Annotated in this window: 15 protein-coding genes and 1 pseudogene; 14 read left to right on the top strand and 2 right to left on the bottom strand. The window is 64.2% G+C overall.

Annotated features, from left to right (window positions below; translation table 11 throughout):
• Window positions 1-32 precede the first annotated feature (32 nt).
• Window positions 33-1,448 (bottom strand): efflux transporter outer membrane subunit, encoded by a 1,416-nt coding sequence (locus tag ACTJKJ_RS26665; RefSeq protein ID WP_440823155.1) that lies wholly within the window; start codon window positions 1,446-1,448, stop codon window positions 33-35.
• 232 nt (window positions 1,449-1,680) lie between these two features.
• Here ACTJKJ_RS26665 and ACTJKJ_RS26660 point away from each other — a divergent pair, with 232 nt between their 5' ends.
• The 6 genes from ACTJKJ_RS26660 (at window position 1,681) to ACTJKJ_RS26635 (ending at window position 8,745) form a co-directional block, all read left to right on the top strand.
• Window positions 1,681-2,373, top strand: coding sequence for a response regulator (locus ACTJKJ_RS26660; protein ID WP_440823153.1), 693 nt, complete (start codon window positions 1,681-1,683; stop codon window positions 2,371-2,373).
• Entirely contained in the window at window positions 2,373-3,599 is a 1,227-nt protein-coding gene (locus tag ACTJKJ_RS26655; RefSeq protein ID WP_440823151.1) for a sensor histidine kinase, read from the top strand. Before ACTJKJ_RS26660 ends, ACTJKJ_RS26655 begins: the two co-directional genes overlap by 1 nt.
• Before the next feature lie 256 nt (window positions 3,600-3,855).
• Window positions 3,856-4,257: a hypothetical protein gene (locus ACTJKJ_RS26650; RefSeq protein WP_440823149.1), complete on the top strand. Its 402-nt coding sequence runs from the start codon at window positions 3,856-3,858 to the stop codon at window positions 4,255-4,257.
• A gap of 48 nt (window positions 4,258-4,305) precedes the next feature.
• The gene (locus ACTJKJ_RS26645) at window positions 4,306-5,331 is read left to right on the top strand and encodes an AAA family ATPase (protein ID WP_440823147.1); all 1,026 of its coding nucleotides are present in this window, start codon (window positions 4,306-4,308) and stop codon (window positions 5,329-5,331) included.
• A complete protein-coding gene (locus ACTJKJ_RS26640) occupies window positions 5,255-7,837 on the top strand; it encodes a S8 family peptidase (protein WP_440823145.1) in 2,583 nt (860 codons plus the stop codon). Before ACTJKJ_RS26645 ends, ACTJKJ_RS26640 begins: the two co-directional genes overlap by 77 nt.
• A 23-nt stretch (window positions 7,838-7,860) precedes the next feature.
• A complete protein-coding gene (locus ACTJKJ_RS26635) occupies window positions 7,861-8,745 on the top strand; it encodes a hypothetical protein (protein WP_440823143.1) in 885 nt (294 codons plus the stop codon).
• A gap of 43 nt (window positions 8,746-8,788) precedes the next feature.
• Here the strand turns inward: ACTJKJ_RS26635 and ACTJKJ_RS26630 are convergent, their stop codons facing one another.
• Window positions 8,789-9,112 (bottom strand): hypothetical protein, encoded by a 324-nt coding sequence (locus tag ACTJKJ_RS26630; protein ID WP_440823198.1) that lies wholly within the window; start codon window positions 9,110-9,112, stop codon window positions 8,789-8,791.
• Here ACTJKJ_RS26630 and ACTJKJ_RS26625 point away from each other — a divergent pair.
• From ACTJKJ_RS26625 to ACTJKJ_RS26590, 8 genes and pseudogenes are all read left to right on the top strand, one after another.
• Window positions 9,020-9,310: a LamG-like jellyroll fold domain-containing protein gene (locus tag ACTJKJ_RS26625; RefSeq protein WP_440823141.1), complete on the top strand. Its 291-nt coding sequence runs from the start codon at window positions 9,020-9,022 to the stop codon at window positions 9,308-9,310. The two genes, ACTJKJ_RS26630 and ACTJKJ_RS26625, sit on opposite strands and share 93 nt — an antisense overlap.
• Before the next feature lie 242 nt (window positions 9,311-9,552).
• A complete protein-coding gene (locus ACTJKJ_RS26620) occupies window positions 9,553-9,900 on the top strand; it encodes an H-NS histone family protein (RefSeq protein WP_440823139.1) in 348 nt (115 codons plus the stop codon).
• Window positions 9,901-10,394: 494 nt separating this feature from the next.
• Window positions 10,395-10,604: a hypothetical protein gene (locus tag ACTJKJ_RS26615; protein WP_440823137.1), complete on the top strand. Its 210-nt coding sequence runs from the start codon at window positions 10,395-10,397 to the stop codon at window positions 10,602-10,604.
• A 312-nt stretch (window positions 10,605-10,916) separates the two neighbouring features.
• Complete coding sequence (gene tnpA / locus ACTJKJ_RS26610) at window positions 10,917-11,282, top strand: IS66-like element accessory protein TnpA (RefSeq protein WP_440823135.1); 366 nt, start codon at window positions 10,917-10,919, stop codon at window positions 11,280-11,282.
• Window positions 11,225-11,614 carry an IS66 family insertion sequence element accessory protein TnpB gene (tnpB, locus tag ACTJKJ_RS26605; protein ID WP_440823133.1) on the top strand — a complete coding sequence of 130 codons (390 nt, stop codon included), beginning with the start codon at window positions 11,225-11,227 and terminating at the stop codon, window positions 11,612-11,614. Before tnpA ends, tnpB begins: the two co-directional genes overlap by 58 nt.
• 55 nt (window positions 11,615-11,669) lie before the next feature.
• Window positions 11,670-13,235, top strand: a pseudogene (tnpC, locus tag ACTJKJ_RS26600) (IS66 family transposase); the annotation flags it as partial.
• Between the two features lie 639 nt (window positions 13,236-13,874).
• On the top strand, window positions 13,875-14,810 hold the full coding sequence (locus ACTJKJ_RS26595) for a hypothetical protein (protein WP_440823131.1): 936 nt from the start codon (window positions 13,875-13,877) through the stop codon (window positions 14,808-14,810).
• 1 nt (window position 14,811) lies between these two features.
• Window positions 14,812-15,003, top strand: a 192-nt coding sequence (locus ACTJKJ_RS26590) for a hypothetical protein (protein ID WP_440823129.1), incomplete at its 3' end; no start/stop codon positions are given.

The raw sequence follows: 15,003 nt of genomic DNA, 5'->3' as shown, positions 1-15,003 counted from the left end.
CCACTGACGCGCCGGGCGCATCAGCACGAGGTTCAAAGGGAGGCGACGGACGCGGGCAGCGAGACGCCGTAGAAGGCACGGAACAGCGCCACCCGGTTCAACGCGAGGTCGCGTTGCGACTCGAGGCGGGCCAGCGCTGACTGCTGGGCTGCGATGCGCTCGGCCAGCAGATCGGCGCGGTCGACCCAGCCGGCCTCGGCGCGCGCGGTTGCGCGCTGCATGCGACGCTGCACGCGATCGTCCTGATCGGCTTGACGGCGTTCCGCTTCACGCACGGTGGCCTGGGCGTCGAGGGCCTCGAGCACCTCTCGGAATGCGTGTTGGACTGCCTGTTCGTAACCGATGACGCTGGCTTCTCGCCGTGCCTGGGCGAGATCCAGCTCGGCCTGACGGCGACCGTGATCGAACAGCGGCAGCGTCAACTGCGGGATGAAGCTCCAGACGCCGCTGCCTACGCCGAATAGGCCACGCAGGCCTTCGCTGGCCGTGCCGATGCCTGTGCTGAGGCGGACCGAAGGGAAGAACGCCGCTCGTGCGGCGCCGATGTCGGCGTGTGCGGCTCGCAGTTCGGATTCGGCCTGCTGCACGTCCGGGCGCTGGAGGAGCAGCCGTGAGTCCAAGTCACGCAGAGCTCCGGGGGGGCTCGGCACGCGGGCGAGCGGCTCCAGCGGTCCGGCCGGCGTGACGTCCACGCCAGCCACCAGCTTCAACGCACGCAGCGCGCCGAGACGCGCTTCCCGCGCCTGTGCCTCGGCGATGGCCGCCCGGTCGTCCTGCGCTCGAAGGCGATCGACGTCGTTGTCCGAGGCCAAACCTACCGATCGTTGGCGTTGCCCGATCGACAGCAGCTCCGCAGTCTGGATACGGAGTTCGGATGTCACGCCCAGCGCCTGCGCTGCACTGCGCTCGAGGATGTAAAGCCGCAGCACCTCCGCGACCAGCGCGCCTCGAACCGCCTGCTGTCCTTGGGACGACGCGAGGTAGCGCTCGCGCGCCGCGTCCGACAGCGACTTCAGGCGCCCGAAGAGGTCCAACTCGAAGTCGCTGATGCCGACGGTGGCCGAGACCAGCTTCTGGCCATATCGCCCGTCCCGCTCCGCGCTGTCGAAACGCTGCCGCGTCTGGGTCGCCGAGAGGCCGACGGTGGGCCACCGGTCTGCCTGCTGCACGCGGTACTGAGCCCGGGACTGCTCGACCTGGAGCAGTGCCAGTCGGTGGTCGGTGTTGGCCGCCAGCGCCCAGGCAACGAGCGAGGCCAGATCGCGATCGGGCGCAAGCGCGCTGATGAAATCACGTTCCTGCGGTGTGAGCGCCACGTCCGGGCGAGGCTGCCCGCTCACTGGAATCCCGTCGCCGGACAAGCGGGCAGGCATGCGCATCTCGGGGCGCTGGGCGGGAGGAGCGAAGGAGCAGCCGGCGACCGCGAGCGCGCTCAGGAGGCCGGCCATCGCCGTCCGCCGGAGGTGACGCCCGGGCCGAGGGGCGGAGTGTGGAATCATGCGCGAACGCTCAAGGGTGTCCATGACCCGAAGCGTCGCTCCGCAGTTTCAAGACGGCTTTGGCGAATCATCAAGATTTCGTCAAGGCCGTTTCCGGACGCCGTGCCTGTCACGCCGGCGGCCGGCCTTGCCGCGTTGTCGCGGTGCTTTTCCTTTCCCGAAGTCGCTGACACCTATCGTGATGAACGACAAGAAAGTGCTGGTCGTCGAGGACGACCTGGACAGCGCCAGCATTCTGGAGGCCTACCTGCGCAAGGACGGCTTCGCCGTGATGCTGGCCCATGACGGCCAGAGTGCTGTGCAGCTGCATGGCCAGTGGCGGCCCGACATCGTGCTCCTCGACGTGATGCTGCCGCGGCTCAGCGGCATCGAGGTGCTCTCCAGCCTCAGGCGCGCGGGCGACACCCCCGTCATCATGGTCACCGCCGTCGGTGACGAACCCGACAAGCTTGGCGCGCTGCGCTACGGCGCCGACGACTATGTAGTCAAGCCCTACAGCCCCAAGGAGGTCGTTGCGCGGGTGCATGCCGTGCTGCGGCGCTCGTCGCCGGCGCGGGCCGTCGATGGCCCGTTGCGCCACGGCCGGCTGAGTGTCGATGCCGATGCCGTGGTCGCCACCGTTGATGCCTCGGACGGCGGCGCGCCTCAGGTGCTCGACCTCACGCCCACGGAGTTCAATCTGCTGGTGACGCTGCTGAGGACGCCGTTCAAGGCCTTCACGAGGAGCGAGCTGCTGGAGGCCTGTCTTCCGGACAGCGACGCGCTCGAGCGCGTGGTCGACACGCATGTCCACAACCTGCGCCGCAAGCTGGAGCAGCAGGGCATCACCGGCGTGCTGGTCACGGTGCGGGCCGTCGGCTACCGCTTTCAATGATGGCAACGCGCAAGCTCAAGCGCCTGCTCTGGATCCGCGGCGGACCCATGCCGCTGTGGCTGTGGATGGGATTGCGCATGAGCGCACTGGCCATCGGCGCTGTCATTGCAGTCGCGGCCGGCATGTGGGCGTACTTCCACCTTCAGGATCGGGTGATCCTGGGTCGCGTGCCGCCGGCAGCGCGCGAGGAGATCCTGCGCCTGCGCGAGCACCCGAAAGGCAACGAGGAGCGATTGTGGTCCTTGGCGCAGCAGCACTATTCGATCGAGCAGTTCATTCCGGGACTTGCCAATCCCGACTGGCTCATGGTCGGTGCGCTGGTGGCTTGTGAGGTCCCGTTCCTGGTGCTGTTCGGCGTTCTCGCCTCGAGGAACTTGTCCCGGCAGTTCGGTCAGGTGGCGAGCTCCGCCCGACGTGTCGCGGGAGGGGACTTCCGCGTCCGCGCTAAGGTGCAGGGAACACCACCGCGCGAGATGGTCGAGCTGACCGAAGACTTCAATGACATGACAGCGAAGTTGGCGCAGTACGACCGCGAGTTGAGCGAGTCCGGCGCCATGCTGGCGCATGAATTGCGCACACCGCTCAATGCCGCGATGGGCCGGGTGCAGGGCATGCTGGACGACGTGTTTCCGCGCGACGCGGCCCAGCTGGCGATGGTCTACCGCCAACTCGAGCAGATCAACCGACTGGTCGATGACCTGCGGCTGTTGTCCCTCGCCCTTGCTGGTCAGCTTCGCCTGGAGCACGAGCCGTTCAACCTCGCCGACCTGGTCCGCGAGCGTCTGTCGTGGCTGGACATCGCGATGAAGGACGCGGGCGTCCGGCCGACGGTGGTCTTTGAGGGTGAACTGACCGTCCACGGTGACCGTGATCGCGTCGGTCAGGTGGTGCTGGTCTTGATGGAGAACGTGTTGAGGCACGCCGCCTCGGGCGGCGTTCTCGAGATCCGCGCGGTGGCCGCGGACGAAGCGGTGGAGGTGATCGTGGCCGACCGCGGACCGGGCGTCGCCGAGGAGGATCTACCGCGCCTGCTCGACCGGTTCTGGCGCGCGGATCAGTCCCGATCCAGGGGGTCGGGCGGATCGGGGCTCGGCCTGGCCATCGCGGAAGCAATCTGCAAAGCGCATGGCGGGTCGCTTTCGGTGTCGCGCCGTGAGCGAGGCGGCCTGCGCGTCACGGCCATCTTGCCCAATCGGATTGAGGCACTGGAACTGCGTGATAAGTGAGGCTTGACGGAGCGTTGAGTCTGTCCTCCTTCCCGCGTGTGAGTCGCTGTGGGCGGCCAGACGGGACCGCCGGGCGCACGCCGGGCGCAAATTCGACTTTCCTGCATGAAGCTGTGGTCGCGTCCCACGTCCATTTTTGGCAGGAGGCTATCCGGGGGGCTCTACGGGGGAACACGGCACTGGCGGGCATCCCGGCTGAAATGCAACATATGCCGTATACGCAACGAAGACGTTGCGGTTGCGATTGATGCGATTTATGCTTAGCGAAGTTCTACAATCAATGTTGCTGCGTGAGATGCCCAAGTGCGAACGCGATTCAGAGTTGCAGGCCGCGATTCAGAACTACATCGAGGCGAATGGCCTCACGCCAGGCGGCGCTGCCCGGAGGTTGGGCCTCGAGCGATCCAAGCTGTGGCGCTTCTGTCAAACCGGCCGGGCACATGGGAACACGAGGGCGAGCTATCGCGCGGCTCTTGCGCGGGAAGTGCAGAAAACCGCAACTCTTGTTGCAGATAAGGCGCCTGTGCGAGCGGCAAGCTTCAACGAGGCTCCGGGATTGCCTAATGAGCGAGAGTTGAAGCAGATTAAGAAGACCTGCGAAGGCCTCTTGGCGCTGGTGAGCGCGTACGAAGCTCAGTTGCTGAAAAGCGCGGGCTGAAGGCAGACCTGGAATGCCGGAACAAAAATGCGGGGGAAGGTGGAAGGTATGACTGTGGCTAAAAGCGACCGGAATGCATTGCAGCAGACGATGAAAGCGATCATCAACGAGTCGCGCCGCAGCTCTGCCAAAGCCGCTCAAGCGCTCTTGCCCGGGCTGGAGCCGACCCTACGGGGTCGCCCACAGTCGGCCGTGGGCCAATTGCCCGAGCGCGTAGCTGAACTGGTTCATGAGATACCCGCGCAGCGACGCCTCTCCGAGCTCGTCTTGGCTCCAGACGTCGTCGAGGTGATCGAAGAGTTCATCGATGAGTTCTCTCAGTCCGCTCTGCTGCGCTCGCACTCGCTGGAGCCTCGCCACACGTTGCTCCTTCTGGGCCCGCCGGGCAATGGTAAGACGAGTCTGGCGGAAGCGCTGGCCACGGAGCTGTCGCTTCCGCTCTTGTCCATCCGCTATGACGCCATCGTGGACAGCTACCTGGGCGAGACGTCCAACCGGTTGCGCCGTCTGATCGACTACGCCACCGACACGCCGTGCGTGCTCTTCTTTGATGAGTTCGATGCGGTCGGTAAGGAACGCAGCGATGCCCAAGAAACCGGCGAGATCAAGCGCGTGGTCTCGTCGCTTCTGGTCCAGATGGACCGCCTGCCCAGTCACACTCTCATTGTGTGCGCGACCAATCATCCTGAGCTTCTTGACCGCGCCGTCTGGCGTCGCTTTGAGATCAAGTTGGAGATCAACAAGCCGGGCCCCGAGCAGCTCATCCAGTGGTTTCACAACTTCGAAGCGTCCCTCCCGGGACCCGCTGGAATCACGGCACGCGAATTCGCCGACTATATGCACGGCCAGAGCATGGCCGCTGTGGAGGGCTTCACGCTTGATGTCCGCCGCAAGCTTGTGTTGTCCAGAAGCAAACTCCAGCCCGCTGAAGCCATTCGCCTAGTGATGAGGAGAAGTAACATCCTTGCAAACACAACAGTGAGCAGGGAGGACGGCAATGCCGACAGACTATCCAATAGTCCGTCTAAAGCGCGCAAGCGCAGGACCAAGGCTGAAGGGCAACAGGAAACCTAGGTTTCCGGCCAGGATTCCATACGACCGCCAGGCGCAGCGCCTCGGACAGGTCTTCGAAGAAGCACAGAAGGGGCTGACGGCATACGCGCAGGGCGTTAACGTCGCAGTCGATCCACGAGCTGTGGTTCCCGAGCGCTGCCTAGTCTTCGAGCTGCTCGGCGACGTTCCGCAGTTCAATCTCGCCGCGCAGGCGCTGGGCCTGGAGTGGCTCGCCACTGAAGTCGCCCAGCCGGATGACGATGGGCTGGAAGAAGCCGAGGCAGTTCAGACCAGGGATCCGGCCAAACAGCCCGTACAGCGGCTGTATTTGACGATGCCCACCGAGCGCGCGCTGGGCAAGTTGCTTCGCCAGTGGAAGCGCTACGAGAAGGGTCAGCAGCCGCCCGACGACGACCACAAGTCGCTTTGGAAACTGTTTGATTACCTACACGGTCTGCGCGTTTGGTCCGTCGAAGACCGCCTGGATCCCACGCTCTCGCTCTACGTGAATAGCGCACTCGAGGACCGGCCGGGCGTCGATGTCGTCATCGAGCTCGATCTTTGGTACCGCACGGAAGCCGAGCGGCGCGACCAGTCCCTGCAGACGTTGCAGGAGATGCTGGAAGAAGTTGGCGGCGAGCTGCTTGATGCTGTGGACATCGCAGAGATCAGCTATCAAGGTGCGCTTGTCAAGGTCCCCCCGCGGGTCGCTCGGCGCCTGGCTCAAGGGCAAGGTCGCATCGCCGAGTTCAACGACGTTATGACGATTCGTCCGCAGTCGGCCTACGAATCGAAGATCGAGCTCGATCAGGACCAGGCGGCACAGGGGGCGCCGGACGAACCGGAGCTCGACCGAGCCTGCATCGCCGCGCTACTAGATGGGTATCCGATCGAGCGGCACGAATTGCTCGACGGTCGCCTGACCGTCACCGAGGTGGACGTGACGGCCGCGGATGCGCCGGCTATCACGCGCAATCACGGAACTTCCATGGCCTCGCTGATCGTTCACGGCGATCTGGAGTCCCCAGCGAGCACGCCGCTGAAACGCCCGCTTGCTGTCATCCCGGTGCTGGTGGCACCGTCCCTCGCGCATCGGGAATCCACGCCAGCCGGAAAGCTGCCCATCGGTGTCATCTACCGCGCGCTCAGCGCTGTCGTCACGATGAACGATGGTGACTCGCCAGAGCTGGAGAAGGTCGTCGTCATCAATCACTCGATCTGCGACGACTTCGCGCCATTCGTGCGGCGACCTTCGCCTTGGTCTACCTTGCTTGACTACTTCGCGCACCGGCACAGGCTGCTGATCGTGATCAGCGCGGGGAACATTTCCTCCAGCTTCCCCGTGAGCGCCTACCCCAACTTGGCGGCCTTCGCAGCTGATCACCCTGATACCCGCCAGGCCGCGATTCTGGGTGCGATCGAGATGGCCAAGGGGACGCGCGGCCTCCTCACCCCGGCCGAGGCGGTCAATGCGCTCACAGTTGGCGCGGTCCACGCGGACCATGCGCCTATCGACCCAGCCGCTCCGATCGACCCGTATCCGACGTTTGCGATGAGCAACCTCGCATCGGCGACGGGGCTTGGCGCCAACCGGAGCGTCAAGCCGGATGTGCTCGAGCACGGGGGGCGCTTCGCCGCAGGCGTGGCCAACATTGCAGGCGGGATCGAGGTGCATGCCAAGCCCAGCGCACACTACGGCCAACAGGTCGCCTCACCCTCCAGAACCGGCACCCTGAACCGTCGGATGCGCACGGCTGGCACGAGCAACGCTGCGGCCTTGGTGACGCGCGCGGCGCACTTCATTGCCGACGCCGTCGAAGAAGTGTTCGGCACAGAAGGGATTGACTGGACTGACCTGGACACGCGCGCCGTCATCCTCAGAACCCTGCTGGTTCATGGCGCTTCTTGGGGACCCGTGGGCGACGTGCTGCACGCCGCGTATCCGCCACGGGAGTCAAAGCTCTGGTCCGCAAGGCGCAACACCATCACTCGCTTCCTGGGCTATGGTCAACTCGACACAGGTCGGGTGGTTCGCGGCGGCCAAAACCGTATCACACTGCTGGCCGATGACAAGATCAAAGCCGCGGAGCGTCATACGTACGTGCTGCCCGTCCCGCCATCCATGGTGGGCAACCGGGACATTCGGTCCTGCACCGTGACGCTGTCCTGGAGCTGCCCGACGACGCACACCACCACCGATCACCGAGCCGTCGTCTTGCAACTCAGCGGCGAGGACAACGCCAGCGCCTTCTGGGCAGGCGTGGACCGCTCGGGCAAGCCTCAGCCCAACATCACCACAGCCAACCGCGGAACGGTCATCCACATCGTTCAAGACGGCAAGAAGAAGATGCCGGCGAACGGTCGCATCGTGATTTGCGTTCAGGCAGCCGCCAAGGCAGGCTTCGAAGAGGAGCAGGTGCCCTACGCGCTGGCGGTGACGCTGGAATTGGCCCAGCAGCAGCGCAGCACGCTGTACGCAGAGGTCGAGCAACAGGTGCGCCAGCGCGCCCGGACCCGCCAACGCTGATTCACAACAGGGGAAGAATGCACATGTCCAACTACGACATCGGGGACTTGCTGGGCTCGCGCTCGCCCGCACAGATCGCCGCCTATTTGCAAGACATTGGGGACGATGAGGAAGCCGCCCACTTCCTGAGCGGTGCAGGTGGTCAATCGTTCGGTCTGGAGGCTAGACCCTACGCTCGCACGGGCATGGTGCTGGGATTCATTCCCGCCGCTCCGGGCTCCACAAGCATTCAAAGTATCTCCGCCGTCACGGCTGATGAGGCCCTGATTGGCACTCAGATCAAGGTGACTCTGGATAAGTTCTTCGTCTACAAGTACCCAGGCTGGGGCACGCACACGGTGCTGTGTGAGTTCAACGGTAAGAACCAGGTGGCCGGTGAGTCCGAGGAGCTCTCGTTCGCGCTGCGCTTTGACACGCGGGATGGAACCAGCCCCAGCATCGCCGGCGCGCCCATCTTCATGGGACTGACGGTCGGTAGCGACGGCATCTCGTTCAAGGGGCGCGTGGTGAACGTGCGCAACTCCACCGACGATGTTGTGCTGGCGACGCTGGACACCCCGGCGTTCAAGCACGGCCTCACGCTGCTCAGTACTGCGCAGCCGGCGCTCAAGCCTCTTGCTAGCCTGGCGGCCGCGACGGTCGGCGCGGTCATGAAGCGGCGCCAGAACGCGTTGATTCACATGTTTGAGCTCGGACTGGACTTTCGAGGCAGCGCCACGTCCGCGCGGTTGCGCCACGGCTCCTATGTGGTCGTTCAATCCGACGCCGCATCCTCGTGGGACTGGGACGACTACGAATGGAACCCTGGAGGTATGGCCCTTCATTTGAAGGGCCAGCCCGAAGCGACTCCCGAATTCAACTACCTCGTCGTGGGCGTGTCACCGTCCACCGGCTCTGCGCCGGTCTGACGCCTGGAAGACGCGCAACCTCTTGAGGAAGTCCGGCGCAGGATCAGCCACGCATGCCTGCCCGGAGTTCTCCAAGCCAGCGCACGTAGTCGGTGGGCGCATTCAGCGATGTCCCCGTGAGTCCACCGCCGTCGACTTTGATGGCCATGGTGAGGCCTCTGAGCTGCACGGTTGGTGAGAATGCGTCGAAGCTTAAGACTTTGCTCGCCTCCACGGTGGCCACCTGGCACTGTCCGCGGGCCTGCTGGGCGACATAGGCGACTTCACGGTTGCCGTGTGGGCTCGCCCCGAAGAAGGCTCGAAGGGCGACCAGCGCATCTTCGACTTCGGCACTAACGACATCGCCTATTTCGCGCTGATGCTTCATTACGACGGTGCGGGAAGGTCCACCCGGAGGTGCGCGATCACAGCCAACTACCGTTTCGCCGAGCGCAGCCTCGCCGCCCCCGGGCCGAGAATGGGCGTTTGGACGCATCTTGCGGTGACGCTTTCGGGAACGCTCGCTAAGTTGTTCGTCAATGGCGCTGTCGTGGACAGCAGTGACCACTTCGCGGTCGCCCCGTGACAACTTGGCCGGACCGCGCTGAACTGGCTCAGCCGCTCGCAGTACGCCGAAGATCCGTACTTCAAGGGGATACTGCAGGACTTTCGTCTGTTTTCGGCGCCTTGTCCGCAGGGCAGATTGGGGCCCTGGCTGCGGGCTGAAGCGGCTGACGTGATCGCTTCGGGCAACCCACGCAATCCGCTGAGGACGGGAGGCGGTGGCAATATCCTACAGGTACGATCACCGACCGCATAACTTGCCCCATGAATCCCATGTCGAACGTTGATGTGACTAAGCTCTCGTATGCCCAGTTGATCGATCTGAGCAAGCAGCTGGAGCGGCAGATCGCCGAAAAGCGGAGCGAAGAGCTGAAGGTCTTGGTGGACGGGTTTGCCAAGAAATTGGAAGCTGCAGGATTCACCGTCGCGGAAGGTGCGGAGGCGCTGAAGCCGTACTTGCCAGCGGCCAGCCAAGGCCGCATGGCCGCGCCGGCGCGTTACCGCAATCCTGCCAACCCGACTGAGACCTGGTCCGGCCGAGGTCGGGCGCCAAAGTGGCTGGCTGATCTTGAGATTCAGGGGCGTAGTCGGGAAGAGTTCCGCGCCGTGTGAGCCGCGGAGAGGATCATGAGCCTCTTCCACCGCTTGAACGCCATGGTCCTTGCGCGTGCGCACGAGTGCGCCGGTGAGGCGTCCATCCAAAGCGTCGAGGCCAGAGGCCCAAGCCTACTGCTCTACTTGTCCAGCGGCGAGCGGGAGATGCTGGACGTCCGATGCCTGAGCCATGCAGCGGCGATGAAGCTCGATGTTTACGGTGGAACTGTGATCACATTGCTGTTGGAGTTCGATGCACCTCCTCGATTCGTTCAGCTTCCAGAGACTTGCCAGGGATGGCAAAGCGCTTGCGCCGCCCTGGACGAGGTGCCGGGCAGCCTGCCTCACATTGAGTGGTACCCCCGCTTGATGATCCGGACTGACGCTGCGCAGATTAGCATCTGGCCAGCGTCGTCAACGAGGTAAGGAACAAGGCGAGTCGGTTATCGCATCGAGCGCTGAATCATGGGTGGCTTGTACCGCTCTTGCTCGGGAGAACTGCAGAACTTCACATGAAGAAGCTCGCCCTTCTACTGCTGTCCATCGCTGTGCCGTTGGCGTTCGCGTTCGGCGGCATGGTGCTCATCCTCGTGGCCAATCCGAACGCCAACATTGAGCGTGAGGGCTGGATCCTCGGCTGGGCCGGCTTCGCCCTCGGCTTCGTCAGCGGCTTGTTCGTCGTCTGGGCCTTCTGGCGGCGCCGCCGCCAAGCTCTGGCTTAGGAGCAGCAAGTCCCGAATGCGCTGCGGTTGAGGAAATTCGCTTTCGCTGAAATGCTGCCGCATCCTGATGATGCCCGCGAGCGGTGGGACTCTATCCGGCGGACAAGCGGCGGCTGTTGAACGGGCAGCGCGTAACGGCCTCACGATGACGCTTCAGAGTGGGTGGCGGGACCAGTGACGAAACCGGTAGACGAACCGATGCCCCGTGTCCTTAGTCACTACGGCGTAAGCGTCCTGGCAAGTCATGTTGAACTGCTGAGCCGTGCCTAGGATGCTCGTATCCATCAACGACTTGATGGGTACGTACGCACTATGGACCAAGCAGCGCCAGGCCGGCGGCGGCGAGTTCACAGCGCCGAGTTCAAGGCGCAGGCAGTGCAAGCCTCGCAGCAGCCGGGCGTCTCGATGGCCGCCGTGGCGATGGCTCACGGCATCAACGCCAACCTGCTTCGGCGCTGGGTTCATGAGAGGGCTCAGCCGCCTGTCGACGCAGTGGCCGTCGGGGACAAGCCCGTCGGCTTCATCGCACTGCCGATGCCAGCACCGTCCGCTCAGCCCGAGCCGAGCGGTGAGCCAATCCGCATCGAGGTCCGCCGTGGCTCGACCACCGTCGCGGTGACGTGGCCAGTTGCCGCCGCCGATGCGTGCGCGGCCTGGATGCGCGAGCTGCTGCGTTGATCCGCATCGACGCCGTATGGCTCGCGACGGCGCCACTTGACATGCGCGCCGGCACTGAGACCGCCCTGGCCCGCGTCGTCGAGGTCTTCGGCGCCGCCAGGCCGCACCATGCCTACCTCTTTGCCAACCGTCGTGCCACGCGCATGAAGGTACTCGTACATGACGGCATTGGCGTGTGGCTGGCTGCGCGGCGCCTGAACCAGGGCCGTTTCGTGTGGCCGCGCGATGTCACGCTGGAGCAGATGCCGCTGACCCAGCCCCAGCTGCAGGCCCTGGTGCTGGGCCTGCCGTGGCAGCGCGTGGAAGACGACGGCGCGATCCGGTTGCTGTGACGCAATCGGTGCTCGCGCCGATGCGCGTGGCCCGCGCTCGCCCCACACTGCCGTCATGGCAGTCGCCGCGCCCCTCAGTGCCGAAGACCTTGCCTCGCTGGAAGCCGCGGGGCTTGGGCACATTGGCGCCAAGGTGCGAGCACTCTTGGATCGACAGGCGCATGACCGCCACGAGATTGAGTGGCGCGACGCCAAGATCGAGAAGCTGACCTTTGAGATGGCGCAGCTGCGCCGCGTGAAGTTCGGCAAGAAGAGCGAGCAACTCGACGCCGAGCAGAAGGCGCTCTTCGACGAGGCGGTCGACGCTGACCTTGCCGCGCTCGAAGCACAACTGGCCGAGCTGATGGCCGCCAAGCGCAAGGAGACCGAGCCTGCGCCCGAGCGGCCCAAGCGCGCCGCGCTCCCCGCCCATCTGCCGCGCGTGGAGCGGCACCACGAACCCAGCGACACGACGTGCCCCTGCGGCTGCCAGATGAAGCGCATTGGCGAGGACGTCAGCGAGAAGCTGGACTACACACCTGGCAGCTTCACCGTAGAACGCCATGTGCGCGGCAAGTGGGCCTGCGCGAAGTGCCGCACGCTGACCCAGGCGCCCGTGCCGGCGGAGATCATCGACAAGGGCTTGCCCACCTCGGGCCTGCTCGCCCATGTGCTGGTCGCCAAGCACTCTGACCATCTGCCGCTCTACCGCCAGGAAGCGATCCTCGAGCGCGCTGGCCTCGCCATCCCGCGCTCGACGCTGGCCGCCTGGGTGGGCGTGTGCGGTGTGCGCCTACAACCTCTGGTGGACGCCATGAAGGCCGATCTGCTGCGGCTGCCGGTGCTGCACGCCGACGAGACGCCGGTGGCGATGCTCGCGCCCGGCACAGGCAAGACCCATCGCGCTTATCTCTGGGCCTACGCCAGCGGCGCTTTCGAGCAGATGCGCGCGGTGGTCTACGACTTCACCGAGAGCCGCTCGGGCCAGCATCCGCGGACGTTCCTGGGTCACGGCACCGACGGTGCCTGGATGGGCAGCCTCGTTTGCGACGACTACGCCGGCTACAAGGCGCTGTTTCTCGACGGCGGCATCACCGAGGTGGGCTGCATGGCCCACGCGCGCCGCAAGTTCGTGGAACTGCACCTGGCAAACAAGAGCACCTTGGCGGCCACAGCCATCGAGTTCATCGGGCAGCTCTACGGCATCGAACGGGAAGCGAAGGACCTGGTAGCAGAGGATCGCCTGCGAGAACGACGAACGCGAGCGGCGGCGGTCGCTCAGGCCCTGCACAAGTGGTTGCTGGAGGTCCGGCCGAAGGTGCCTGATGGCTCAGCCACCGCCAAGGCCATGGACTACAGCTTGCACCGCTGGGCGGCGCTCACGCGTTACCTGGGCGACCCTGCCTTGCCCATCGACAACAATTTCGACGAGCAGCAGATCAGGCCGTGGGCCACGGGGCGCAAGAACTGGCTCTTTGCCGGGACGCTGCTTGCGGGGCAGCGCGCCGCGGCCATCATGAGCTTGATCCAAACGGCCAAGCTGAACGGGCACGACCCCTATGCCTACTTGAAGGACGTGTTGCAGCGACTTCCAACGCAGCGGGCATGCGATATTGATCAACTGTTGCCATATCGTTGGGTAAGGGACCGAGCGACCGGGCCCGCCCGAATGTGGCGGTCGAGTTCCGTTCCATGTTTCGCTGGGAAGGCTTTTGTGAGCAGCAAGACTGAAGCCGCTGAAGGGCGGCCGCCTCTGTTGGAAGACCCTACTTACCCCGGACGTACCGGGGGGTACGTGACGCGCATTACGAGCAAGCTCGTGCACGACTCAGCAATAGCCGGGCACCACAAGCTGTTCCTGCCTACGCCGACTCCCCCAACTAGCTCATATGTACATTCGGGCGCTGATGTGTCGGGCGCACCTGTGTTCGAAGTTCCTGGCGAGTTCTATAGCGCCGTTTTCGCGCGAGTCCACGCCTTGTTCGGCGCTGAGGCCGCAGACAGCTCCGGCGAGCGCACCGTAGCGTTCGGCGGCCGTCCCTTCGCGGTATCTATCAGTCCGGCATCCGCAACGGCAAACGGCGCTACCCTCAACATTCGCCCCATCATCGAAGGCGCGAGCGCTCCTCGTTAGATGCGCGTTGCACCTTGCCGTCAACATAGCGAGCGGTTCGCGACTGGGCGCCGCGACCGTCTGTCAACCTGACTTCGCAGCACGCTTACACTACGGCCGCGTTTCTGCCGTCCGCACAATGAAGCCGGCTGAAAGGGAGAAAAGACTATGAGCGGCGCTGCTTTGGCGAGCACCTTCTACACCGTAGGTTACGCGCAGGAACTTGCTCGTTCCATGGATCAGAATCAGGCGGATGTCCTGGTCTTGTCTGTCGACGAGTACATCGGCATCCTGCACGACAAGTCCAAAGGGAATTCAAAGCTGCGGGAGTCGCTAAGTCAGATCCTGGACAAGACCGCCTTCGGGCAGTACTGGCGAAAAACGCTGTACCCCAACATCAACGAGGCCTGGGTCACCCCAACTGCGCAGAGCGCGCTTGACGCGTTTGCCGTCACCAAGACTTTCACGGCGCTGGGCATCGCTGGTGTAACCAGCTACATCAAGACCACACCCAAGGGCACCTACATCATTCTGAAAGGCTTCCCTGCCCATAGAAGCCCACTCCTTGCTGGGACGCGGTACTTGGCATCGAACCCGGCTGTCATGAGGTTCGGGCTGGGGATGAAGGGGTTGCGAGGTATGGCGAAGGGCGGCTTCGTGCTGGGCATCGTGGTTTCGTCCACGATCGAGGTGACGGATTTCCTCTTCAAGGACGAGAAAACCATGGCCGACCTCGTTGGCAGCATCGGCGTCGAGGCGGTGAAAGGTGGACTCGGGGCACTCGCCGGCTACGCCGCCGCAGCAGCTGTGGGTGTCGCCACGACAGCGGCGGTCGCGCCGTTGGTGACTATGGTGCTCGTGGGATTCGTGGCTGCCACGTTCATCAACTATCTCGACAACAAGTATGACGTCAAAAGTCGGGTCATCGAGGCCCTGAAGATGATTCCCGAGAAGACAGCGAACGGGATCTATCAGATCAACCAGACGAGCGCCTCCTGGATGTCAGATCTGCGTGACGCCATCGCTGGCAAGCTGCGGGATAAAAGCAATCAGATCGGGCGCGAGATGATGGACTGGATGTGCCCAGTCTGCAGGAGATATTGAAGTGAGCAGCACGGTGACCGCCGAAGAGGTCAAGCAAGCCCGCAAAGTACTTCTTCTGTTCGTTCCCGTCGCAGTGTTGATGCTCGCAGGACTTGGCCTGGAGTTCATACCGCAGTGGTTCGCCACCATGGATGACCTCATCGCCCGAGCACCGGTCATCCGCATCGGTTGGGCAGATCCGTTGGCGCTTGTC

Source organism: Roseateles sp. 22389, assembly GCF_052044995.1.
Classification (GTDB): domain Bacteria; phylum Pseudomonadota; class Gammaproteobacteria; order Burkholderiales; family Burkholderiaceae_C; genus Roseateles.
Note: the sequence above shows the minus strand (reverse complement) of the source record. Positions and strands in the feature narration are given on the sequence as shown.

What these genes read in the sequence shown, in the direction of transcription:
- ACTJKJ_RS26665 (WP_440823155.1), bottom strand. Translation starts at nt 1,448, where the DNA reads ATGGCCGGCCTCCTGAGCGCGCTCGCGGTCGCCGGCTGCTCCTTCGCT.
- ACTJKJ_RS26660 (WP_440823153.1), top strand. Translation starts at nt 1,681, where the DNA reads ATGAACGACAAGAAAGTGCTGGTCGTCGAGGACGACCTGGACAGCGCC.
- ACTJKJ_RS26655 (WP_440823151.1), top strand. Translation starts at nt 2,373, where the DNA reads ATGGCAACGCGCAAGCTCAAGCGCCTGCTCTGGATCCGCGGCGGACCC.
- ACTJKJ_RS26650 (WP_440823149.1), top strand. Translation starts at nt 3,856, where the DNA reads ATGCTTAGCGAAGTTCTACAATCAATGTTGCTGCGTGAGATGCCCAAG.
- ACTJKJ_RS26645 (WP_440823147.1), top strand. Translation starts at nt 4,306, where the DNA reads ATGACTGTGGCTAAAAGCGACCGGAATGCATTGCAGCAGACGATGAAA.
- ACTJKJ_RS26640 (WP_440823145.1), top strand. Translation starts at nt 5,255, where the DNA reads ATGCCGACAGACTATCCAATAGTCCGTCTAAAGCGCGCAAGCGCAGGA.
- ACTJKJ_RS26635 (WP_440823143.1), top strand. Translation starts at nt 7,861, where the DNA reads ATGTCCAACTACGACATCGGGGACTTGCTGGGCTCGCGCTCGCCCGCA.
- ACTJKJ_RS26630 (WP_440823198.1), bottom strand. Translation starts at nt 9,112, where the DNA reads ATGAAGCATCAGCGCGAAATAGGCGATGTCGTTAGTGCCGAAGTCGAA.
- ACTJKJ_RS26620 (WP_440823139.1), top strand. Translation starts at nt 9,553, where the DNA reads ATGAATCCCATGTCGAACGTTGATGTGACTAAGCTCTCGTATGCCCAG.
- ACTJKJ_RS26615 (WP_440823137.1), top strand. Translation starts at nt 10,395, where the DNA reads ATGAAGAAGCTCGCCCTTCTACTGCTGTCCATCGCTGTGCCGTTGGCG.
- tnpA (WP_440823135.1), top strand. Translation starts at nt 10,917, where the DNA reads ATGGACCAAGCAGCGCCAGGCCGGCGGCGGCGAGTTCACAGCGCCGAG.
- ACTJKJ_RS26595 (WP_440823131.1), top strand. Translation starts at nt 13,875, where the DNA reads ATGAGCGGCGCTGCTTTGGCGAGCACCTTCTACACCGTAGGTTACGCG.